Consider the following 22,662-nt stretch of genomic DNA (forward strand, 5'->3'; position numbering starts at 1 on the left):
TACATTTCCATCCGAAGGTCGATGACCATATTACCACTTTTAAGGATATACAGACCGATGAGGCCCCCCACCGATTCCAAAGCTGCGTACTAGCTTGTCGCCATTCTCAAAGTGAACCCCGATTTGCGCCACGATGTCGGAAGAGATTAGAGAATGCGCCGCGCCAGTATCAATCACTAAATGATCTATCGTCAAAGATTGCCCTGGGGTGCTTTCTCAGTTCAATAGCGATTGATTCTTGACCTGTGTGGTAGACGATATTATTGTCCTTACATCTTAAAAGCTCTTTGGTTGCCTCGGAAGGGTCTTGAATGGCCCGTACTAGAGCAACTTCATCAACGTATTGCATGTTATCTTCGGTATGGGAGTTGAGAATTTCAAGCAAAACGTATTGATCTGGATAAATTGTGCGAACTTCTTGCCATTGCATTGTAATCACATCCTTTAGAAATTTCCGTTCAAGTTTATATAACCAATTATACCGTACCTTGGAGGGATAAAAATGATCCCTAAAAAAATGGATCAACAAGCTGCGAGTGCAATAAAATCCATCCTTCGAAAACTCAACATCAATCATTCTCGTGTATTGATTGACCTCGAGAAGCAGACAGTGGAGGCTCGAGAGGAAGATTACTCGATTGATGATCTTTTGGAGGCAGCCGGCACCTTGACACCTGAACGTGGCAAAGAACTTCTTGAAGAAATAAACAAATCACGTGAGGTCTGGGATAAAGAGTAAAGGGTATCTATTGGATACGAATATTGCGATTGCCATTCTTATTAATGAAAGTAATGTTATCGAATTTGCTCGGCAGGCGTCTCGTGAGGAATGCCCGCTGCCGGCTGCGCAGACGGGCATTCTTCCTTAACCGGTTCTTATCAGGGGGTCTCCCCGATTATCAGAACGGATTCGGCATGAGAACCAAGAGTATCGCGGCCGCAACCACGACGACGCCGATGGCGATCCAGATCCGTCTTTTCATCTTCCGCCTCTTTTCTGCAGCATCTGCCGCCGTTATTGAATTTCTTTCGCCTGGAATACGGAAATGCCCAGCAGCGTGAACACGACAATTGCCGCCATCGGCGCGAAAAGGCACGTCAGCCAGTCGCCGCCATTCAGATGGAATTCGGCGGTTTGCGCGAGCAGCTTGAATGGCGAAAGGTCGTACACCTTCTCGAAAATCGCGTATCGCTGCGCGAGCGCCATCAGCACCTGGTCGATGAACAGGAAGAAGAGAAGTGCGACCCCGATCGTTTTGCCGCTGTCGGCCAGCGCTACGGCGATAAAGGCGGCGACGGAAGCGAGCGCGGCCGCGAACAGGACGGTGAAGCCGAGCGTCCGCAGCAGATAAGCGGCGGCCGGCACGTTCCCGGGATGGCCAAGCCCGGTCAGCAGGCCGGACGCGGACATGACGCCCCCGGCAGCCGCCGTGATCAGCGGGGCGATGAGGGAGGCCAGCACGATCCCGAACGAGAACATGCCAAGCTTGGACAGGTAGATCTGTCTTCGGCCCTGTCCGACGGATACGGTCCGCTTCAGCACGCCGGCCGCGTATTCCGCGGAGATGAAGAAACCGGCGAGAATGCCGAGATAGAGCTTCATCAGGAACGAATTCAGGGTCAGCGAGTTGACGTACAGTTCGACGGCCGTATGGCCGATCCGGTATCCTTCGATCTTCGGAGTGCTTAAGTAAGATACGGTCAGAAAGAGGACGGACATGACCGCAATGCAGCTGCAGATGAGGCTATAGGCTCCGTTCTTCCGCAGCTTGTACCATTCGGCGCTCAGCAGATTATTCATCGGCGGCAGCACCTCCGATCCGCCGAACGAAATAGCTTTCCAGCGACTCCCCCGTCGGATTGAACCGCTCGATGCCGAGTCCCGCGGCGGCAAGCACGGACGAAACCCGGATCGGCTCCTCCGCATAACGGAACAGCCGGATGGAGCCGTCCTCGGGCGCTTCAAAGTCGGTTGTCCCCAGCTCCCGCGCGATCACTTCCGCCGCCCGCACCGGGTCGTCCACTTTGATGTGCAGATGCTGCCGGCATTTGTCGCCGAGCTCTTGCGCCGTCAGCTGCTCCAACAGCCTGCCCCGGTGAATGATGCCGTAATGAGTGGCGAGCAAGTGAAGCTCGCTCAGAATGTGGCTCGAGATGAGAACGGTCATCCCCGATTCTCCGTTCAACCGTCGGAGCAGATCTCTCATCTCGACCACGCTCATCGGATCGAGCCCGTTCGTCGGCTCGTCGAGAATGAGAAGCTCCGGCTCTCCGAGCAGGGCGATCGCCAGATCCAGGCGCTGCTTCATGCCGAGAGAAAATTCTCTCGCAAGCTTCCGGCCGGCGTCTTGCAGGCCGACGATCGCCAGCGTCCGATCGATCGCCGTCCGGTCGCGGATCCCTTTCTGCCGACGCCGCACTTCCATGTTCTCGTAAGCGGTCATATACGGGAACAAAGCCGGGCTCTCGATCGTCATGCCGATGCGGGCTCTCGCTCGAACGACGTCCTCTTCGCCGCTCTTCCCGAACAGCTCGACCGTGCCGGACGTCGGCGAGGCCAAGCCGGCAACGATCTTCATAAGCGTGGATTTTCCCGCCCCGTTCTGTCCGATGAACCCATAGATGCTGCCTCTACGGATCGACAGGTCGACATCCCGCAGCGCGGTCTGCTCCTTATACCGCTTGGTCAATCCTTTCGTTCGCAGGACGAACTCCGGCTCGTCCATTTTGTCCACGCGAATCACCCCCGACAACCATCATAGCTGGCCGGGGGTAACAATTCGTTAGCGCTTCGTTTAAATTTCGTTTACTTTTGAATCGCGACCCGCGTTCCATCCTCTCCGGAAACGACTTCCCACCGAAGCTTCATTTCCCGAGCCATATACGCGGCGATCTCCAGTCCGATCCCGGCCCCTTTCCCGTCCGAGTCGCCGGCGAGCCCGGGTCCGCGGTCGCGGATCTCGATCCGGTCCGGCTTCACGGCGACTGCGATATACTTGCCTGATTGAGCGTGGCGGTTCACGTTCTGATAGCAGTTGTCCAGCATCCGTTCGAGCCAAGCCGGATCGACTTCCCAATGCAGCGGCGTTTCCGGCAAATCCAGCTCGATCTGGAACCCCATGCTTTCGAACACCGGATACCAGTCGACGAACGAACGCCGGACCAGGCGAGCGATGTCCGTCCGTTCCGGACGATAAGGATATTTTCCCGACGTCAGCAGCGAATAGGAGAGGAGGTTATCGACAAGCTGACTGAGGAAGCTGATCTTATGATCGATCGAAGCGGCCGAATCCCGCGCCGCAGGGGTGAGCGGCTCCTTGTTCATACGGCTCGCATGGCCTCGAATGGCGGTCAGCGGCGTTCGCAAATCGTGAGAAAGGCTTGCGATCAGCTGCCTGCGCAGCCGTTCTTCTTCCCGTTCCCGCTGCCGGCTCTCCGCCAGCTCTCGGACCATTCGGTTGAACGATTCTTCCAGCTGTCCGATCTCGTCCCGTCTTCCGGTCCGGATCGGAAGAGGAAGGCCATCGTCGGACGGGCTGGCCATCGATTCCTGCAGGCGCCTCAGCCGTTTGCGGACGTTGCCGAAAAAAATCCAGGACATCGCTACAAAGATGACGAGCACGAAGACGATCATGCTCAGCGCATTCTGTTGGGAACCGGAGGAATCGGACGGAGCGCTGGACGGGAAAACGCCGATGGTCGTGAGCAAGAAACATACGGGGAGAAGCGTAGCGGCCAGGAAATGAAGGAGCAAGTACTGGTTCAATATCGATTTTCTCGTCTTCATTGTTTAACCCTGTAGCCGAGGCCGCGAACGGTCTCGATGATTTCCGGGGCTGCCGGATCCTTCTCGATCTTCTCCCTCAGCCGGCGGATGTGGACCATGAGCGTTTTGTCGCCTTCGAGGCAGGGTTCTCCCCAGACCGCCTCGTAGATCTGCTCTTTCATCAATATCTGATTGGGATGGCGCAGGAAATACATGAGGATCGTATGCTGTTTGCCGGTGAGCGGCACTTCCTCGCCGGTTCGCCCATCGACGACGGTATTGTCGGAAAAGTTGACGACGATATGGCCAAGCTCAACCGAATGGCCGTTTTTCCGTCCTCTTCGGAGCAGCACTTCCACCCGCGCAGCCAATTCGTCGGCATGAAACGGCTTGGTGACGTAGTCGTCCGCGAACTTCAGCCCGGTCAGCTTGTCGTCTACGTCCGTTCGGGCGGACAGCATCAAGATGGGGATGTGCGGCGCCGCACGCTTCAGCCTTTGTCCGATCGTGAAGCCGTCCAAGCCGGGCAGCATGACGTCGAGGATGACGAGGTCGCAGCGGGAGAGCTCCTTGTCCGCTCCTTCGCCGCTTCGAAGCCAGCTTACTTCGTAGCCGCGCTGTTGGAGGTCCTCCGACACCCAGCTTCCGATCTCCAGGTCGTCCTCGATATACAAGATTCGGCGGTTCAACGGCATCACCTTCGTTCCCGGAATTGGCGGACGGCAAGCTCCCGCTATGGAGCTTAGCTCTAGTCCGCTCCCTATCATCTTACCATCGGACCGGTTCGGGATAGAAGGGCCTACGAATCCTCCTAAGAACCAAAAAAATGAACGAATAAAATTAACGAATCATGTCACAGATCCCCTGCGTTCCCCATCTTAGTTTATGAAAGACTAAACAGTGAAGGAAGGTATGGCCGATGAAACAGATTACAAGGCAGGAAACACCAGTCGCCCTGGTCACCGGGGCCAACAAAGGAATTGGTCTTCAAATTGCGAAGGATCTCGTCGCGCACGGCTTCACCGTGCTCGTCGGGTCGCGTAACCTTGAGTATGGGGAGAGCGCCGCGAAGAGCGTTGGAGCGGATGCCCGAGCCCTCCAACTCGACGTCACGGATCAGGACTCCATCGCCGCAGCGGCAGAGCGCATTCGGAACGAGTTCGGTCGTCTCGACGTGCTCGTGAATAACGCGGGCATCGCGCATGCGGGAAAGGCGGACAGGCCGCTCCAGGAAATTGCGATGTCGGGCCGAGCGAGCGTCGCATCTCTCGACGAGGTGCGCGCGGTGTTCGAGACGAACGTGTTCGGCGTCATTGCCGTCACTCAAGCGATGCTACCACTCCTTCGTGAAGCGCCGGCAGCACGCATCGTCAACATATCGAGCGCCGGTGCCTCGCTGACGATCAACTCGAACCCGACCAATCCGTTGCGCGGGATGATCGACGCCGTTTACTGCCCGTCGAAGACTGCCCTAAACGCAATCACGCTCGCCTTCGCCTTGGATCTTGAGTCGACAGGCATCAAGGTCAACGCTGCGTGCCCGGGCTTCACTGCGACGGACATCAATGGCTTCGCGGGCACGCGCACCGTTCAACAGGCCGCACGTGAGCCCGTGCGCCTCGCGCTCCTCGACGAGAACGGTCCGACAGGCACGTTCTCCAACGAAGACGGCCTACTTCCGTGGTGATATAGTCTTGAATGCATAATCGAAGGGATCGTCGGGCACGAATCTCGTCGATCCCTTCTAATTAAGCGATGGTTCAGTGTGTCGCGCGTAAGTTTATGAATGAATAAATAGCGAAGGAAGGGATGTTCGATTGGGCGGGAAACCATATTAGTGTGAGTGACAGGAAGAAAGAGGGGACTGTCATCTTGGAAAATATGAAGACGGAGCACATATATTCCGTATACAAACCGCTATTGTTCTCCCTGGCTTACCGTATGCTGGGTAGTGTCATGGATGCGGAAGATATTGTCCAGGAAGCCTTTTTAACCTTATATAAATCTGGTTCCGACCACATTCAAAATTTGAAAGCGTACCTGTGCAAAATCGTAACGAACCGCTGTCTCGAACGGCTTCGTTCTACGAGCAAACAGCGGGAAGTTTATATGGGGACCTGGCTGCCTGAACCGCTCATCACAACAGCGAGTGATGAAACGGATCCGATGCAATCCTACTTGCAGAAGGAATCGGTATCGACCGCTTACTTGCTGTTGTTCCAGCAATTATCTTATGTGGAGCGAGCCGTTTTCTTGCTGCGCGAGGCGATGCAGTACGATTATGAAGAGATTGCCCACATCGTTGGCAAGAGCAGTGCGAACTGCCGGCAAATATTTCATAGAGCTAAACGGAGTCTTAGCGTAAATGATGTTCCGGATCATTTGGGCCGCTTGGATACGGAGAAAACAACCAGCTTGGTGGAACAATTCATGTCTGCGCTGACTTCGGGTGACGCGGCCCAAATCATGAAACACCTATCGACCGATGCGGTACTACTCACAGACGGGGGTGGGAAAGTAAAGGCACTTACGCAACCCCTTTATGGCTACATTCGAATTTCCCACAGTATATCGAGTTTTCTGGAAAAATGGCATGGGAGTTTTACTTGCCGTATCGCCATGGTTAATGGCCTGCCTGGGATCGTTGTATATATGGACGAAAAAACGTGGGCTGTTATTTCATTCAAGGTTCGGGATGGACACTTCACTAATCTCTACTTTGTTGCAAACCCGGATAAATTGACACAACTCGTTTCTGAATAATTCAAGCTTTTCCTCGGGCGAAGCTTGGGCAACTTTTTGATAAATATGATCTGAGCGCAGTGATTTGATATTCATATCTCTCACTCCTAGTTATTTATAGTGAGAATTATGCACTATGACCTAACGTCATAGTCAAGAACTTTGAATCAAATACTGAATCAAGATTCACGATTATCCAACCAAAGTCTTCCTACCAAAGTATTGAACAGGAAGTGCTTTATAGGTATAATGATCGTGTGTTTGACCGTGTACCATATCGATAAGGGCAAACCCGCTCGAAAGACGGGGACGCAAAGCTTCAGGCCTACAGGATCAATCCCAGGGTAGCTGAGCCGCCGAAAATGACCGGATCTTCCGCAGCTTGCCTATGAACAACACGATTAAGACCGTTCCTCATTTCGGAACGGTCTTTTTTTGTTACAAGGCCGTATCTACGATGACCAGATCGTACTGTACTCTCAGATCGATCTCGTACGGGATGACGACAGGGCTTCCGTCTTTTTCAAGGATAATCTTGACAACGGGACGTTGAACCAGGGAGGAGTCGACAGAGGCAATGACTGCGGTTTGTCCGCTATTGAGGATGACGCGGCTTCCAATCGGGTAGATGGAGATATGGCTGATAAACAGTTTGACGAGCGACAGATCGAACATGCGGTCCCCTGAGCCGAGCAGAAACTCGATCGCGTCCCTTCGCGTGTAGGAGCTGCGATGATGCCGTCGGGAGACGAGAGCGTCGTAAGTATCGGCAAGCGCAATGATCTGGGCGAACTCATGTATTCGGGAGTTTCCGATTCCCGACGGGTAGCCGGAGCCGTCATACCTCTCGTGATGTTGCAGGGCGCATAACGCGGCCGCGCCTGGGATGTCGGTCCGATGTGCGAGCATCTGGTAGCCTTCGTTCGTATGACGTTCGATGAGCCCGCGGTCATACTCCGTCAATCTGCCCTTCTTGGTCAGCAACTCATCCGGGAGATGGATCATGCCGACGTCGAACAGCAGAGCCGAGATGATCAGATCGTGGAGAGGTTCGATGGCATATTGCTTGGCGAAACCGATCATGGCCGATAAGGTGGCGACATTCAGCGTATGCTCGAACAGCAAGGGGTCCTTGAGATGAAGCAAGGTCAGTCTGTCCTTCATGAACCGATGATCGGACAATTCTCCCAGCAGGCTCTGGTAAATGCGCAAGAATCGATCTCCGAGCATCGGGACGGATAGCTGCTGACCGATAAACGGATTGTTGATCAGCTCGTCGAACGCCTCGTCGACCGCTTTCTTGGAGGCGGTAGCACTTCTTTTCCGGACCGGTCTCTCCTGCGCGGCCGGGACGGCCGGGAATTCGGTTCCTTGAGACCGGCGCGGGGTGTCTTCCTCGACAAAGATGTCCGTAATGCCAAGCGTCCGCAATCGTTCAATATACTTGTCGGTTAGCTGCGTTCCGGCGCCCAGCATGACCATCCCGTTTTTGTTCAGCACCGGCTGGGCCAGCGTTTGTCCCGGACGGAGCGTGTAGGTGGCTGTTGGTTTCATGGATCTCATCCTGCCTTTAGTCCCGCGTTATGAACGATAACGCTGAATTTTTTGAATCGTAATTTCGGGAATAGAGAGGAACAGCTCTACGCAGGTTTTGTCAAATTGAATTCCGCTTTGCCCTCTAAGCTCGTCCGCCGCCTCTGCCACCGTCTTGACCCGGTTGTAGGAGCGGATCTGAACCATGGCGTCGAAGGCGTCGAAGACGGCGCACATGCGCGCCCATGGCGGAATTCGCTCGCCTCGCAGTCCGTCCGGATACCCCTTTCCATCCCAACGCTCGTGATGAGATCGCACGGTTGCAATCATTCTCGGATCCCGCCAGCCAAGTTGGCGAATCAATCGCTCGCCGAGAAGCGGATGCTCCCGAATCCGCGCCCGTTCCGCCTCGTCGAGCGGAAGCCGTTTGACGAGCAGGTCATGAGGAACGAGCAGTTTTCCGATATCGTGAAAGCCGCAGGCAGCGGTAAACCTTCGTTTCTCGTCTTCGGACATTCCAAGTTTTCGAGCCGCTGCTTGCGCAAACATGCCTACCCGCACGCTATGCGAGAAAGTGGCAGGATCCTTCCGCAGTCCCAGAGCTTTCAGTTCCGAACGAATCAAGCTCGGCATCTGCAAAGCCCCCCTTTCCTTCTATACATCGTGGCAGAGCCGCTCTGACAAGCGAGGTCGAACAATAGTGATTGTGCGAAGTTAGGAAGTAGAAAGGAGCCAACCATTCATGAATGCGGAACGCAATGCGGTCGGCATGGACGAGGAGCAGATGATCCAGAGCTTTCTGGCCGGATATCATCGCCCGAATACGATTCGCAATTACGAACGGGCGCTTCGCCTTTTTCGATCGTTCATTGGGACAACCCCGCTGAGCGATGCGACCTGGCACGATCTGGAGCGGTACAAAACATCCTTATTGCGGGGAACTTCTTCAAGAAGACCGCTCACCGCTTCGACGATCGCCAGCTTGATCGCTCCGCTGCGCTCGTTTTACAGATGGGGGAGTGACGCCAATATCGCCTTGTTCGCGCATAATCCCGCCTCGTCCATCCGCTTGCCCAAGGTTCAGGTGACGAGCGGACATCATTTTCTGACGCAACGCGAGCTTGCCAAATTGTTGACCCACTTGAGCTCCAAGAACATCCGGGAGTGGATGATGGTTCTTTATATGGTCATACTGGGACTAAGGGTGTCGGAGCTTGTGCAGATGAAATGGAGCGATTTTGTTACGGATCCATTGGAAAGCGGTGCGTGGTTAACCGTCGCAAACGGTAAAGGAGGGAGGACGAGGCAGGTGAAAATACCGGAGGCGCTATGGAGACTCCATAACGACCCTTCCACCCGGCAATGGCTGCAAGGGGATGTGGCGCATATCCATCCGCATAGCCGTATTTTTCCGATTACGATTCGCCAAGTAGAGCGCATTGTCAGCCGGACGAGCAAAGAATGCGGAATTGCCAAACCGGTGACGCCCCATTGGCTGCGTCATACGAATGCCACCCTGGCGCTTCTGAATGGGGCATCGCTTCAACAGGTGCAGCAGACGCTTGGTCACGTACAAATCAATACGACCCAGCGCTACTTGCATACGGTCGAGTTGATGAAGAAGACCGCGCCGGATTTTGTGGCCGAGAGCGTGCATAATGTGCTGAAACATGTATTGTTATGAAGGGTTAGGTCGTTTATAATGAGTAACAAAGCAGGGATAATTAAACAGAAAATGTCGAACAATCACTATTGTTCGACATGATTATCATACCCTATTCGCCGTTGTTCATACATCGGCTCATACGACGGCGCAGAAGCCAGCGGACACTCCGCTGGCTTTTGCGCGTGTGCTCTGAGAGACTGAAGGTCGCATGCCTGCAATCAAACTCCAGAAGTTTCTGGGGTTTCTTTTTTGATATAATTCAGTCATAAATCATATTCGTTGAAAAGAAGGTTTGCATGAAACATTTTCGGGCCCGCTGCACCAAAATAATCATGTTTTCAACAATAATAATATTCATGTTGTCAGGAGCAGCTTACTTCATTATACCTAAGCCTGCACAGCATCACTCGCCGCCAACGGCGGCACACGGTCAAATAAATTTAGCGGGATGGGATTTTGGGCGAGACGGCACGGTGAAGCTTGTCGGCGAATGGGAATTTTATTGGCAGAGGTTCTTGACGATGGATGACTTCGTAAAGCCGAGTCCCCCGCAACCGAGCGGATTTGCAGATATGCCGAGCACGTGGGATCAATTGCGAATGAATGGGGAGCGATTGCCTGGATTCGGGTACGCGACTTACCGTCTTCAAGTGAAGTTGGACGAGGCACCCGAATTATTAGCGTTAAAAATACCCATTATGACCACTGCGAATCAAGTGATGATTGACGGAAAGGTAGTCGCTCTAAGCGGGAAGGTAGCGGAATCCAAGGAATTGTCGGAAGCTAGATATTCGCCGCAAACGGTCGTGTTCCACCCTGCTGCGAAAGAGTTTGACATGATCGTGCAAATTTCCAACTACATATACGATCGCGGCGGCATGTGGTATGCGATGGAACTCGGAACCGAGAATCGAATTGCCGCTGCAAGCAAAGCGGAATTTGCGGGCGATATGATCATTTTAGGCAGTGCGCTTATGATCGGCGTCTATCATATCGGTATTTTTGTGTTGCGTCCGACGAATCGCTCTCCGCTCTATTTCGGGCTTTTTTGTTTGCTTGTCGCCCTACGGCTGTTGTCGATTAAAAATGTTTATCTGATGAGCCTGTTCCCTGACGCCAATATCCGCGTGCTCATTTTCCTTGAATACCTCACGTATTACGGAGGAATAACGCTCATTACGCTGTTTGTCCGCGAGCTATACCCTCATGAGTATCCAAAGAAAATGGTCTGGCCGATCGCAGGGATTGGCGGCGCATTTATGTTGAGCGTTATCGTCTTTCCCGCTGAAATTTACACGCGAGGGGTCGATCTCTTTCATATCTATGCTTTCTTCTGTTTGGCTTACCATATGTACGTCTTTGTGCTGGCGTTGCGGAGAAAACGGGGCGGCGCATGGCTGCAGATTATCGGAGCAGTCGCGATAGGCTTTACAGCTGTTCATGACATCCTGATCTTGCAAAGCCCCAATAGCGATCATTGGATTCATCAATCGATTTTTCCGTTCGGTATGTTTATCTACTTATGTATTCAGGCTGCGGAGCTGGCGAGACGATTCTCGAACGCATTCCGAACCGTTGAAACGATGTCGGACAAGCTTCTGTCCCTGGACAGGCTGAAAGACGAATTTCTGGCCCATACGTCTCATGAACTCAAGACGCCGATTCATGGCATCATGAATTTGTCGCAGTCGGTGCTCGAAGGTTCGGGCAGCCGATTGAACGATAAGGAAAAGGAAAACCTGGGGACGGTTGTGTCCGTTGCGCGCAGGTTAGCCAATCTGATTAACGACATTCTCGACTTATCTCAGTTGCAAAACGGAGAAATTGCGTTGCGGCGGAAAGGCGTTGCGTTGCGACCGCTCGTCAATGTCGTATTCGAGATGTTTCGGCATATGGCCGGAGGCAAACAAGTTGCGTTTGTCGATGGGCTGCCGGACGATCTGCCCCATGTGGATGCCGACGAAGACAGGCTGGCGCAAATTTTGTACAATCTGGTCGGCAACGCGCTCAAGTTTACTGAGCGGGGCGAAATTCGCGTGACGGCTCAGGCAAGGAACGGGTGGATGGAAGTAGCCGTACACGACACGGGAATCGGCATTCCGCAGGACAAACAGACGCAAATTTTCGAGGCGTTCGGTCAGGCGGATGAAGCGATTGCCATCACGTATGGCGGGACCGGGCTTGGGCTTAGCATCACCAAACGGCTTGTCGAACTTCATGGCGGGACGATTCGCGTGGAGTCGGCGGTTGGTCGAGGTTCGGTATTTACTTTCACGATGCCGCTGGCAAACGGCGTAATTAGCCGTACGGCGAATCAGACCGCGGATGCCGAGCTTGCGCGCGGGTTGGCCGAGCTTGCCGCAAGTGCGGCGACGCCTTTGCCCGAAGCGGCTTCATCCGATCCCGGCGGGGATTTTACGATCCTCGTTGCGGATGATGACCCGGTGAATCGGCAAGTGCTCATCAGCCTTTTGCGAGCGGACAACTGCTCCGTCATCGCCGTTTCGAACGGCTTGGAGGCGATGCGCGAAATCGAACGCAATCGGAGCATCGATATGGCGGTACTCGATCTGATGATGCCCGGCATGTCCGGATACGAGGTGTGCCGAAATATCCGAGACAGATACTCGTTGTCCGAGTTCCCGGTGCTGCTGTTGACGGCGAGAAATCGGCCGGAAGACATTCAGGCTGCGTTCGAAGCAGGCGTGAACGATTTTGTAGGCAAGCCGGTCGAATCGGGCGAATTGAAAGCGCGCGTAAGGACGCTGCTTAAAATGAAAACGTCGGCCAGCGCGCTGGCGAGCGCCGAAATGGCGTTCCTGCAAGCACAGATCAAGCCGCATTTTTTGTTCAACGCGCTTACGACGATCATGTCGGTCAGCTATACGGATATCGGGAAAGCGCAAGCTTTGCTTGCAGAGCTGGGCCAATATTTACGAGGCAGCTTTGATTTTCAAAACCGGGAGAAGCTCATACCGATTCGCAGAGAACTGGAGCTTGTATCGTCTTACCTGAGCATCGAGAAAGCGCGGTTTGGCGGGCGGCTGCAAACCATTTACGACGAGGACGACAGCATCAGTTGCCTAATACCCCCCCTTATCATTCAACCGATTGTTGAAAATGCGGTGAGGCACGGAGCGATGGCGCAATCTCAAGGAGGAACGGTGCAAATTTCTGTGCAAACGGAAGAAGACGCCGTTGCGATCACGGTAGCGGATGATGGTCCGGGGATACCGAAGGAAACGATTGCTGCGCTGAAAGGTGGGCTCGGCGGCTCAAGCGGAGTCGGTCTGGCTAACATTGAACGCCGTTTGCGCACCCTTTACGGTAGCGGCCTGGCGTTCAAGAGCGAGCAAGGAAGAGGTACAATCGTGACAATACGAATACCTAGGGGGTGAGGCATACATGCTGCGCGTTCTACTGGTTGATGATGAAGAACCGGTGCTGGATTTGATGGAAAGGCTGCTCGGCAGCAATGGCCATGTCGAGATCGTCGGAAAGTTTATCCGATCGGAAGATGCGATTGAACAGGTTCGAAAGGAGCCTGTCGATGTCGTTTTTCTCGATATTCAGATGCCGGAGATGAACGGCATTGAAGCGGCTGCGTATTTCATGGAGGCGGCTCCCGAAATCGATATCGTATTCGTGACCGCCTATAGCGAGTATGCCATCGACGCTTTTGAAGTAAGCGCCATGGATTATGTGTTAAAGCCGCCTGCTCCGGATCGGTTGAATAAGACGATAGAGAGATTGCTGCGGAGGCGGAAGTCGGGAAGTATCGGCGAGAGTGTGGGGATGGAGCAATCGAACGAAGCGGCAGTGGAGATAAAATCGGGTTTTTACAGCTTCGGTCGCTTCGATTGGGTTACAGATGAAGGTTCACGTACGGCCGAGACGGTAAAATGGGGAAGATCGAAAGAGCGCGAATTGATGGCGTATTTGGTACATCACCGAAATCGGTTTGTGCGAAAAGAGCAAATCGTAGAACACCTGTGGCCGGACACTCCCTTAGAGCAAGCCAGCGTAATTTTGCATACGTGCGTTTATAACATTCGCAAAAAGATGAGCAGTCTCGGCTGCAAGGAATTGTTAGCTTACCGGAACAACGGTTATCGGCTGGAGCTGCGGGATTTATGGTGCGATACGGATGGGTTGGAACGAATCGCCGGGGGCGACATCAAGCTGCATGCCGGCAACATCGGAGAATTTGAGAACGTCATTCGATTGTATCGGGGAGACTATTTGGAGGAAGAAGGTTATATTTGGGCTTATGAGAAGCGGGAATCGCTCAAAAACATGTATATCGCGATCATGAAGCGAATGGCGGCATATTATCGTTCTGCGGGTAAGCACCAAGCGGCAGTCGATTGTCTGCTCGGTGTCCTGAACAAAAATCCGCTTCATGACGATGCCAACGAATCGATCCTGAACTTGTATGCGCTTATGGGCGATAGGCAGTCGATGATTCGCCATTACGAGCGATTTAAGCATTTGTTGAAAGAAGAATGGGGCATGGAACCGAAGGAATCTACGGTTCAATTGTACCAGCGTTTATGCAGCGGCAGCGCCGACGATATTTAGACGGCGTAAGCCGCTTTTTTATTTCGTCAGAATATTGTCAGAGCGATGCTGTATCGTTACTGAGAAGTCTACTGAAGTGGAGGATTTATGATGCGGTTTATACACAAAAAACCTGTCAAGAAGCTATCGGCAATGCAGTTTGTTATCATCCTCTTATTGGGGCTATTCCCCGGTATTGCGCCCATGAGAGCGCAAGCGGCAATAGATCCCTCCAGCGTTGGGGCTGCCAACGACGGCGTAGATTTTACAGCAACAGGTCTGCTTGCGCCACATAGCCGAATTTATTATGGCTATACCAACTTTCTCGTAAGGACTACCCCAACGAGGGATACAGAAGAAAGGCCAATTTTATGGCGTGTCATGGGGAATGAGAAAGCAAAATACGATAGTACCGGTGTAGCCGAAGCAGCCGACAACCCCGACCAGCTTGTGCTTTATTCAGAGTATGTGATAAATACCAATTTTTTCGATCCTCATCCCCAGTGGAGCAATATATGGGCTACATCCTATATACGCAAGTGGTTAAATGGACCTTCGCTTAATGGACCTTTTATTCAGGGAGCATTTTTAGGCGGAGAACAATCAGCGATTACGAGGACTATTAATTTACAGACGAAAGACCATAATTTGGATAATGCGACATATACAGACGACTATTTGTATCTATTGACAACCGACGATTTTAGGGGAGATAAGGTAACATGGTCGTCCAATTACACAACGGAAAATTGGCTTGGCGCTTCACCCGCCGATAACATTGGAACATTAATCGGCGGTGAGCCAATTCCTTATTTTCTTCGTTCTCCATCTTGGAACCCAAATGCAACGTTAGGTGTATACATTGACGGAAGTACTCATAGATATGCACACTACGTCGATGGCGGAAATGGTAATTCTATTGGAATCCGTCCCGCTTTTAAATTAAATCCTTCTTCTGTCGTCTTTGCTTTGGAAATCGTTTCCGGTACTGGAGACGGCATGGGAACAGTTACAGAGGACACGAACTATAAAGCCGCCGCGGCAGGGTCGAATCATTACAAATTGACTGTGCTGGGGGACGAGGGAAACGGCACGAATCCATATACATTAGCCAATCTCAAAAACGATGTTACCAATGATCCTTTATCAAATAACACAGTTATTTCAGCAAAAGCCCGTGGTGCGTTTGTATTGTCCGGCATAAGTTCTGTTGCAAACGGCAGTTTGGATAACAGCTACACGATTAACTACAAGCTTGTAGATTCAAATCATAAAATTGCAGCCTACGGCATTGCTAACCAAGACGCCTCTGTACCAGGCAGAGACCTGACGATCACCCTTCCAAGCGCAAAAAAAGACGGTTCGAGCTTTGCCGCTAACGAAATCTTGACCGCCTATGTCTGGTTGCAAAAGAATCATGCGACCAACTCCAACGAAGCGTCACAGCCGCTATATTTCAAGGTGAAACTTGATCGCACTGACAACATCGCTCCTGTTGTTACGGCGGCACCTCCAATAACGAATAATACAACGGGTATTTCAGCAAGCAGCAATGAACCAGGGCATATTTACCTTGTACCTGCGGCTGCTGTTCAAAGCGTTGCTAGTTTTGAAAATACGATAGGAGTGTCAGGCCAAAAAGCAGCTGTTCCTGCAGCGGATACTTCTGTAACCGTTCCGACAACCGGTCTTGCGGAAGGCGCATACAAATTGTATGCGGTAGATGCAGCAGGGAACATTTCAGCAGCTTTAGATATTGCCATAGATAACACTGCGCCTACCGTTGCCCTATCAAGCAGTGCAAGCGGTACGGTCAATGCTGCTTTTCAGATTAACATCATCTTCAGCAAAGCTGTAAACGGCTTTGATGCGGACGACATCGTGGTTGGGAACGGTAAGGTTTCAAGCTTTGACGCTACCCATGCGCCGACTTACACCGCCACGATCACCCCGGACACGAGCGGGCAAGAGGTAACGGTATATGTCGCGGCGGGCGCGGCTACCGACGCTGCCGGAAACGGCAATACAGTGTCCAACACAGTTCGTTACATGTACGACATCACCAAGCCTACGGTATTATTCGGCGGCTTCACAGACAATCAGATATTCACGATTCCGCCAGCCTCTGTCACCGTTTCAGTAAGTGAAGCAGTGTACAGCGTGACAGACGGAACTCTGGTAACCTCCTCGAATGCGACTGCGCTTTCGCTCCTCAGCATGGAAAAGGACGGTGCGGCATTTACTTCTTACACGCCTAACTACGATGAGACTTCTCGAACGTACAGCTTGACGTTTGATGGCACGCTTGGCGATGGCACTTACAAGGTAAAAGTTGCCGGAAACGTGGTTAAAAACGAAATGAATAACGCGCTAGTCGCTGCAAGCGCAAGCTTTACGGTAGCTGTACCTGTGGTAAGCGATATTACCGCTAATCCAACAAGTTTTAAAAGCGCCGGGGGCAGCACAACAATTGCTCTAACAGGCGCAAATCTCACCGGACAGACGATAAACGTATATCTTGACGGTACAGAAGCCGCTACAGCCACCGTAAGTAGTGCCACAAGCGCGGCAGCAACCATCGCTATTCCTGCAAACGCCGGTACTCGCATAAAAACTTACACCATGACGGTTTACCTAAACGGCGTGGAGGTTGCGGGTAAATCCGCGATGGTTACAGTGAGCGGTGCGCCTGCCGCGAGCCATGGAGGGGATTCAGCAACTACCGCCATCGGGCCGGTTATCGTTCAGAACGGCATCCTGGTTGATCCGGCTAACATCGACGCCAAGAAGCCGTCCGTTACGCTTGAAGTGACGCCAAACAAAGATGGCATAGCCTATGTCAGCATTCCTGCAAGTATTTTGACCCGTTTTGAGGGCGAGAACGCCACCTTCTTTATTGAAATCAAGGCGCCTTACGGCACCTATCTAGTGCCGGTTCATCTGGCGTCGCTCATTCCGGGGCTGAAGGATTTGCTTGCTGCCAGCAACCTCAACACCGAGGATATCAGCTTCAAGATGACCTTGACCGACAAGTCCGATAACAAGGACATACAGGCGGCGTTTGCAAACGGCTTGCCAAATGGCAAAGTGATGGGTGCGATTGTGGATTTTCACATCGATATTATCAACACTAGATCAGGGCAAATCATCGGAACGGCCGACAAGTTCAGCAAGGCGCTGACCAGAGCGATTCCCATGCCGAAGAACATAACCGCGATGCCTTCGCAATGGGGCGCGTTCAGCTATAACGCAGCAGCCAAGAAGTTCGAGTTTGTTCCAGCTACAAAAGTGAAAATGGACGGCGTATGGTATGTGATGATCAGCTCTTCTTCCAACAACGCATACGTAGTGGCGCAAAATGAAGCGAGCTTTGCCGATGTGCAAGCGCATTGGGGCAAACCGTTTGTCGAGCTTGCCGCGGCGAAAGGGCTTGTTTCCGGGGTTGGCGGCGGCTTGTATGAGCCTGGCAGATCCGTAACGAGAGCGGAATTTACCACTATGTTAGTTCAGGCACTCGGACGAGGCGCATCTTCCGACAGCAGTGCAGCACCTTATGACGATGTAAAGCAAGGCGCATGGTACTTCGATGTGGTAGTGAAAGCGAAGGAGCTTGGACTCTTGAGCTTTGTAAAAGGGAATAGCTTCAAGCCCGATCAGCCGCTGACCCGCGAGGAAATGGCGAGTATGTTGGCGGCGGCGATTGCCGCCCAAGAGCTGCCGGTCGCCAAGGAATTTGCAAGCTTGGACGGCTACAAAGATATCGGAAGCGCGAGCCCGGCCTATCTGGAGGATATTCGCATGATGGTCAAGCTTCAAATCATGACAGGCACCGGCTCGAATACTTTTGGTCCGAAGGGTGAAACGACGCGTGCGCAAGCGGCGGTCGTGTTCATCCGAAAATTGCAAGCGCTAGGATCCATTGATAGATAAGGGTCATCCTCAAAAAGCCCGCTTGAGTGGATTGAAATCAACTCAGGCGGGCTTGTCCATGTCTTTGGTTTTCGTTTGTTTTTATAGCCTGTGATCCAGATTTTCGCGTGCGTCACCGCAGAGGTGTCCCTCGCCTGTTGTCGGAATCATCATATCGGGACTCGGTGCCATCCATTTTGCGGCATTGCGCAGTACCTGGTGGATTTCCTTCTGATACAGGATCGGAAACGTTTCATGTCCTGGGGTGAACTGGAACAGTTTTCCCCTTCCGCGGTAATAAAGGTTGCCGCTGCGGCAGACATCGCCGCCCTCCCACCAGGATATAAAGACGGTCTGATCCGGTTCGGGAATCAGCTGCGGTTCGCCGTACATTTCATCTGCAGGAATTTCGATGCATTCGTTGATGCCATAGGTGATGGGATGGCCGGGATTGATAACCCAGACTCTTTCCTTTTCGCCCTTGGGCATGGTGCGATAGCGCCCCCAAAGGCCGGCATCATAATAAATACCAAGCATTCGCTGCCAGGGCTTTGAAAAGATGGAGGAATGCAGGGCGATAAAACCCATTCCGCGGTTGACGACATGATAGCAGATCCGGCTTGCGACTGCGTCATCAAAGGCGGCATTGTCGATGTGGCTCCACCAGATCAGAACATCGGTAGCCGCCAGGACTTCTTCGGAAAGTCCATGGGAAGGCATATCCTGAGTGGCAATCGTCACCTCAAAATCATCATAGCCGTGAAATGCCTGGGCGATAGCAGCATGAATGCCATCGGGATAGATTGATTTTACGGGCTCGCTGCGGTCCTGATTGTGCTCGTTGAATATGGTGACATGGATTTTTCGTTCCATTAGGAGGATCCCCTTTTCGTTCTGGCCGATGGCATAGCATACTATTGTTCGAATGGAAAACCCAGACGGGCACCGCAAGATTCCCGAATGATTAAATGGGGCTCATGGGAAATGCTGATCCCTTCGGAATCATTGTTGATAGCGCTTATCAAGGTCATGATGGACATGCGTCCCAGGTAACTGTTCTGCTGGTCCAGCGTAGTCAGGCGGGGGCAGTTATATTCGCCCGAGGGAAACTGATCGCAGCTGACAACGGAGATATCTTCCGGTACGCGCAGTCCTTTATCTGCTATCGCCCGGATGGCACCCTGCGCTACCGCATCGTTCATGCAGATGATCGCGGTAGGGGTCGTTTCCGGTTGTTCCAGCAGTTTAGCCATGGCTCGATAGCCGTCCGGCGCGTAATAATTGCTTAAAGAGATCAGGGAAGGGTCAAAGGGTATCGCCAGGTTCTTCAGCGTCTGCGTATAGGCAGCCAGTCTGGCTGTGGTAGTCCGAATCCCTTCCTCGCCTCCAACAAAGCCTATCCTGCGGCGACCCAGCGCCAGTAGATGATGGATCAGGGCAGATATACCGCCGCTTATATTTCGGTTCAAGAAGGTACAGCTGCAGTCCGGAACGGACTGTCCCAGAATGACGACCGGAATCTGTCTGCCCATACGGTTTAAGGCTTCTTTATAGGAATCGGAAATTTCATCTCGGTCGATTTCGCCACCCAAAATCAATACGCCATCCACCTTCTTATCCAGCATCATCTGGAAATAGGTGTTTTCCGGTATGGCATCGGAAACGCCATGGTTGGATCCGCCGTAAAAGGTGTTGCATAAAATGATGGAATACCCGAAATCCACTGCGTAGCGCTGGATCTCCAGATACAGCTCGCTAAAGTAAGGATTTGTGATATCGGATACGATGACTCCCAGCGTCTGGGTATGGTTACTGATCATGGCACGTGCCACGGAGCTTGGCGAGAAGTGGTATTTGTTAATGATGTCAGTCACATGTGCCTTTGTCTTTGCGGAAACATTAGGACTGTTGTTGATGACGCGGGATATGGTGGAAACAGACACCCCGCTCAACTCCGCGATTTTATAAATGGTAAGGTTCTTTTGATCATCTGACATGAAAAAATTCCTCTCTGCTATAACCTCTATATAGGAACACCAACATATGCTTTTGGAATCGGTACCAAGATGCCGTGCGTGTTTGAAAAACAGGAAAAAACAAGCAATCCGATATTTTTCTTAATTGTAGTATGGGGAAAATTAAAAGTCAACGTAGACGAGATGATTTTGATACCGATACCAAAAGAAAGAAAACAGACAGAAAATGAAAAATTTACGGTAAAATGAGGTTGACAAAAATGAACAGTATAATTTATAGTTCAGCTTAGGAAATTTGGTACCGGTACCAAAATCTCCTCCAGGGCAAATTTAGGATTGGGAAATCCAAAAAAATGATAAACGGAGGGTGCTATTATTTTTTTATTTCATTTTGGTACCGGTACCAAAATGGTTCAGGTAGAAAGTAAAGTGCCTAAAAATGATAAATGGAGGTTGCTTTTATTTTTTATTTCAACTTGGCACCGCTTTCAAATTCGTTGAGGTAAAAGGAGAAGTTGCGATGCGAAAGGACAGGGAGACGAAAAAGACAGCGCAGAACCAACTGATGAAACAAAAGAACGGCGGTGTATTCTATGAGCTGTTCAGACACAGGACTTTGTATGCAATGACGCTTCCGGCGTTGATCTTTTTCCTGATTTTCAGCTACATCCCCATGATGGGCGTGTATTATGCATTTGTTGATTATGACTTTGGCAAGGGTATTCTTCACAGTTCGTTTGTGGGACTGAAGAATTTTCAGTATTTCGTTTCCGGCGGATGGGATGCGCCGATTGTTTACTTGACCAAGAATACGATCCTTTACAATCTGGCGTTTATTCTCCTGGGAAATATCATGCAGTGTATGTTAGCCATCATGATTACCACGGTTGTCGGACGGCTCTTTAAGAGAGTAACGCAATCTGTAATGCTTTTGCCGCACTTTGTATCCTACGTGATCGTGGGCACGATTGCCTATAACATTTTCAACAGCAACTATGGCGTACTCAATTCGCTGCTGAAGGCTCTGGGCGGGAGCGGGATCAGCGTATATATGATTCAATGGATATGGCCGTTCATCATCACATTTTTCTTCCTTTGGAAAGGTACCGGCTTTGGCATGGTGGTTTATCTTGCTGCCATCACGGGCTTTGACCGGGAGGTTTATGAAGCGGCCAAAATCGACGGCTGTAACCTATTTAAGGAGATCAGGTACATCACGCTGCCGATGTTAAAGCCAACCTTTATTATGCTGGTGCTGTTCAACCTTGGCGGCATTATGAGAGGACAGTTTGAATTGTTCTATAACCTGATTCAGAGAAACGGACAGTTATTCAGCGTAACGGATGTTCTGGATACCTACATATACCGTGCGATGACAGTCAATTTCAATCTGGGTACCTCTACGGCGGCAGGTGTTTACCAGTCCGTATTCGGCTTTATCCTTGTGGTCACCGTGAACAAGATCATACGTAAGACGAGTCCGGAAAACGCCTTATTCTAAATAAGGAGAGTCGAGAAAGATGAATAGCCATAAAATGTCCGCCGGTGAAAAAGGCTTAAAACTATTTTTCTATATCGTTCTTTCAATGGTGTCTATTGTCTGCGTACTACCCTTTATTCTGGTGATTTCGGGTTCTTTTTCGGACAGCGCGCAGATCTTGCGAAACGGTTACTCCATTCTGCCCAGGGGATTTTCGCTGGATGGCTACCGCAGTATTTTCCTGTTTCCGGCGCAGATTGCCAAAGCCTATGGCGTCAGTATCTTTGTAACCGGTGCGGGAACCGGCATTGGTCTGATGGTCATGACCTTCTGCGGTTATGCGATTTCCAGAAGCGAATTGAAATATCGCAATGTCATTTCTTTCATGATTTATTTTACGACTCTTTTTTCCGGCGGTTTGGTACCCTGGTATATCGTAGTTACCAAGCTGGGATTAAAGAACAGCATCTGGGCGTTGATCATTCCGTCCATCTGCAGCTCCTTCTATATATTGCTCATTCGTAATTTTATGAAGACGATACCGGATGCCCTTGTGGAATCTGCAAGGCTCGAAGGAGCAGGGGAGTTTCGTACCTTGTTGCAAATCGTCGTGCCGATGTCAAAGCCGATCCTGGCCACCATTGCCTTGTTTCTGGCGCTTGCATACTGGAATGACTGGTACCTGGCTTCCCTTTATATTACAAATGCCGATATGTGGCCTTTACAATACCGGCTATACAACATCTTGAATGCCGCGTCCAAGATCGCGTCGGTCGGAGCGGAAAACTTTACCAGCAAAATTCTGCCGACAGAGACGCAGAAGCTGGCGAACGCGATCGTAGCAACAGGACCGATTATTTTCCTATATCCTTTCCTGCAGAAGTACTTCGTTCAGGGGATTTCCATCGGAGCGGTAAAAGGATAATTCCAAAGCGGTAGTCATGCAAATTACTATATAAACCTACTTTTTGAAAATTGGGGCAAGGGTCAAAAAGCAGGAACGATTCCTATCAAAAAGAGGAGGAACTGA

Annotated in this window: 18 protein-coding genes and 1 riboswitch; of the genes, 9 read left to right on the forward strand and 9 right to left on the reverse strand. The window is 51.5% G+C overall.

The genetic code is table 11. The features are described 5' to 3' along the window. Positions 1 to 169: 169 nt before the first annotated feature. Entirely contained in the window at positions 170 to 430 is a 261-nt protein-coding gene (locus tag LKX83_RS04545; protein WP_227880973.1) for a hypothetical protein, read from the reverse strand. 72 nt (positions 431 to 502) lie between these two features. On the opposite strand from LKX83_RS04545, the gene LKX83_RS04550 reads away from it, so the two are divergent. Next, positions 503 to 739, forward strand: coding sequence for a hypothetical protein (locus LKX83_RS04550; protein ID WP_227880974.1), 237 nt, complete (start codon positions 503 to 505; stop codon positions 737 to 739). A gap of 276 nt (positions 740 to 1,015) precedes the next feature. Here LKX83_RS04550 and LKX83_RS04555 read toward each other — a convergent pair whose 3' ends face one another. The 4 genes from LKX83_RS04555 to LKX83_RS04570 form a co-directional block, all read right to left on the reverse strand. Then, positions 1,016 to 1,801, reverse strand: coding sequence for an ABC transporter permease (locus LKX83_RS04555; RefSeq protein WP_227880975.1), 786 nt, complete (start codon positions 1,799 to 1,801; stop codon positions 1,016 to 1,018). Then, positions 1,794 to 2,726 (reverse strand): ABC transporter ATP-binding protein, encoded by a 933-nt coding sequence (locus LKX83_RS04560; RefSeq protein ID WP_227881123.1) that lies wholly within the window; start codon positions 2,724 to 2,726, stop codon positions 1,794 to 1,796. Before LKX83_RS04560 ends, LKX83_RS04555 begins: the two co-directional genes overlap by 8 nt. An 80-nt stretch (positions 2,727 to 2,806) precedes the next feature. Next, on the reverse strand, positions 2,807 to 3,787 hold the full coding sequence (locus tag LKX83_RS04565) for a sensor histidine kinase (protein WP_227880976.1): 981 nt from the start codon (positions 3,785 to 3,787) through the stop codon (positions 2,807 to 2,809). Beyond that, positions 3,784 to 4,455, reverse strand: coding sequence for a response regulator transcription factor (locus LKX83_RS04570; protein ID WP_370639022.1), 672 nt, complete (start codon positions 4,453 to 4,455; stop codon positions 3,784 to 3,786). The genes LKX83_RS04565 and LKX83_RS04570 overlap by 4 nt, the downstream gene beginning before the upstream one ends. 230 nt (positions 4,456 to 4,685) lie before the next feature. On the opposite strand from LKX83_RS04570, the gene LKX83_RS04575 reads away from it, so the two are divergent. After that, positions 4,686 to 5,453, forward strand: a complete 768-nt coding sequence (locus LKX83_RS04575) for an SDR family oxidoreductase (RefSeq protein ID WP_227880978.1) — start codon at positions 4,686 to 4,688, stop codon at positions 5,451 to 5,453. Positions 5,454 to 5,647: 194 nt separating this feature from the next. Continuing rightward, a complete protein-coding gene (locus LKX83_RS04580; protein ID WP_227881124.1) occupies positions 5,648 to 6,529 on the forward strand; it encodes an RNA polymerase sigma-70 factor in 882 nt (293 codons plus the stop codon). 254 nt (positions 6,530 to 6,783) lie between these two features. After that, positions 6,784 to 6,869: riboswitch (cyclic di-GMP riboswitch) on the forward strand. A gap of 77 nt (positions 6,870 to 6,946) precedes the next feature. Here LKX83_RS04580 and LKX83_RS04585 read toward each other — a convergent pair. Beyond that, on the reverse strand, positions 6,947 to 8,062 hold the full coding sequence (locus LKX83_RS04585; RefSeq protein WP_227880979.1) for an HD-GYP domain-containing protein: 1,116 nt from the start codon (positions 8,060 to 8,062) through the stop codon (positions 6,947 to 6,949). 27 nt (positions 8,063 to 8,089) lie between these two features. Further along, a complete protein-coding gene (locus LKX83_RS04590; protein ID WP_227880980.1) occupies positions 8,090 to 8,674 on the reverse strand; it encodes an HD-GYP domain-containing protein in 585 nt (194 codons plus the stop codon). Positions 8,675 to 8,783: 109 nt separating this feature from the next. Here LKX83_RS04590 and LKX83_RS04595 point away from each other — a divergent pair, with 109 nt between their 5' ends. From LKX83_RS04595 to LKX83_RS04610, 4 genes are all read left to right on the forward strand, one after another. Next, a complete protein-coding gene (locus LKX83_RS04595) occupies positions 8,784 to 9,725 on the forward strand; it encodes a tyrosine-type recombinase/integrase (protein ID WP_227880981.1) in 942 nt (313 codons plus the stop codon). A 278-nt stretch (positions 9,726 to 10,003) separates the two neighbouring features. Beyond that, entirely contained in the window at positions 10,004 to 13,105 is a 3,102-nt protein-coding gene (locus tag LKX83_RS04600; protein ID WP_227880982.1) for an ATP-binding protein, read from the forward strand. Positions 13,106 to 13,112: 7 nt separating this feature from the next. After that, positions 13,113 to 14,288: a response regulator gene (locus LKX83_RS04605; RefSeq protein WP_227880983.1), complete on the forward strand. Its 1,176-nt coding sequence runs from the start codon at positions 13,113 to 13,115 to the stop codon at positions 14,286 to 14,288. Positions 14,289 to 14,378: 90 nt separating this feature from the next. Then, on the forward strand, positions 14,379 to 18,197 hold the full coding sequence (locus tag LKX83_RS04610; RefSeq protein ID WP_227880984.1) for an S-layer homology domain-containing protein: 3,819 nt from the start codon (positions 14,379 to 14,381) through the stop codon (positions 18,195 to 18,197). Between the two features lie 81 nt (positions 18,198 to 18,278). On the opposite strand, the gene LKX83_RS04615 is transcribed toward LKX83_RS04610, so the two are convergent. After that, complete coding sequence (locus tag LKX83_RS04615) at positions 18,279 to 19,049, reverse strand: ThuA domain-containing protein (protein WP_227880985.1); 771 nt, start codon at positions 19,047 to 19,049, stop codon at positions 18,279 to 18,281. Positions 19,050 to 19,090: 41 nt separating this feature from the next. Beyond that, on the reverse strand, positions 19,091 to 20,173 hold the full coding sequence (locus LKX83_RS04620) for a LacI family DNA-binding transcriptional regulator (protein ID WP_227880986.1): 1,083 nt from the start codon (positions 20,171 to 20,173) through the stop codon (positions 19,091 to 19,093). 499 nt (positions 20,174 to 20,672) lie between these two features. On the opposite strand from LKX83_RS04620, the gene LKX83_RS04625 reads away from it, so the two are divergent. Together LKX83_RS04625 and LKX83_RS04630 are read left to right on the forward strand one after the other, a co-directional pair. Further along, positions 20,673 to 21,653, forward strand: a complete 981-nt coding sequence (locus LKX83_RS04625) for an ABC transporter permease (protein ID WP_227880987.1) — start codon at positions 20,673 to 20,675, stop codon at positions 21,651 to 21,653. A 19-nt stretch (positions 21,654 to 21,672) separates the two neighbouring features. Next, positions 21,673 to 22,557: a carbohydrate ABC transporter permease gene (locus LKX83_RS04630; protein WP_227880988.1), complete on the forward strand. Its 885-nt coding sequence runs from the start codon at positions 21,673 to 21,675 to the stop codon at positions 22,555 to 22,557. The last annotated feature ends 105 nt before the right edge of the window (positions 22,558 to 22,662 follow it).

The sequence above is a fragment of the Cohnella baijiui genome, from assembly GCF_020731285.1.
Lineage (GTDB): Bacteria > Bacillota > Bacilli > Paenibacillales > Paenibacillaceae > Cohnella.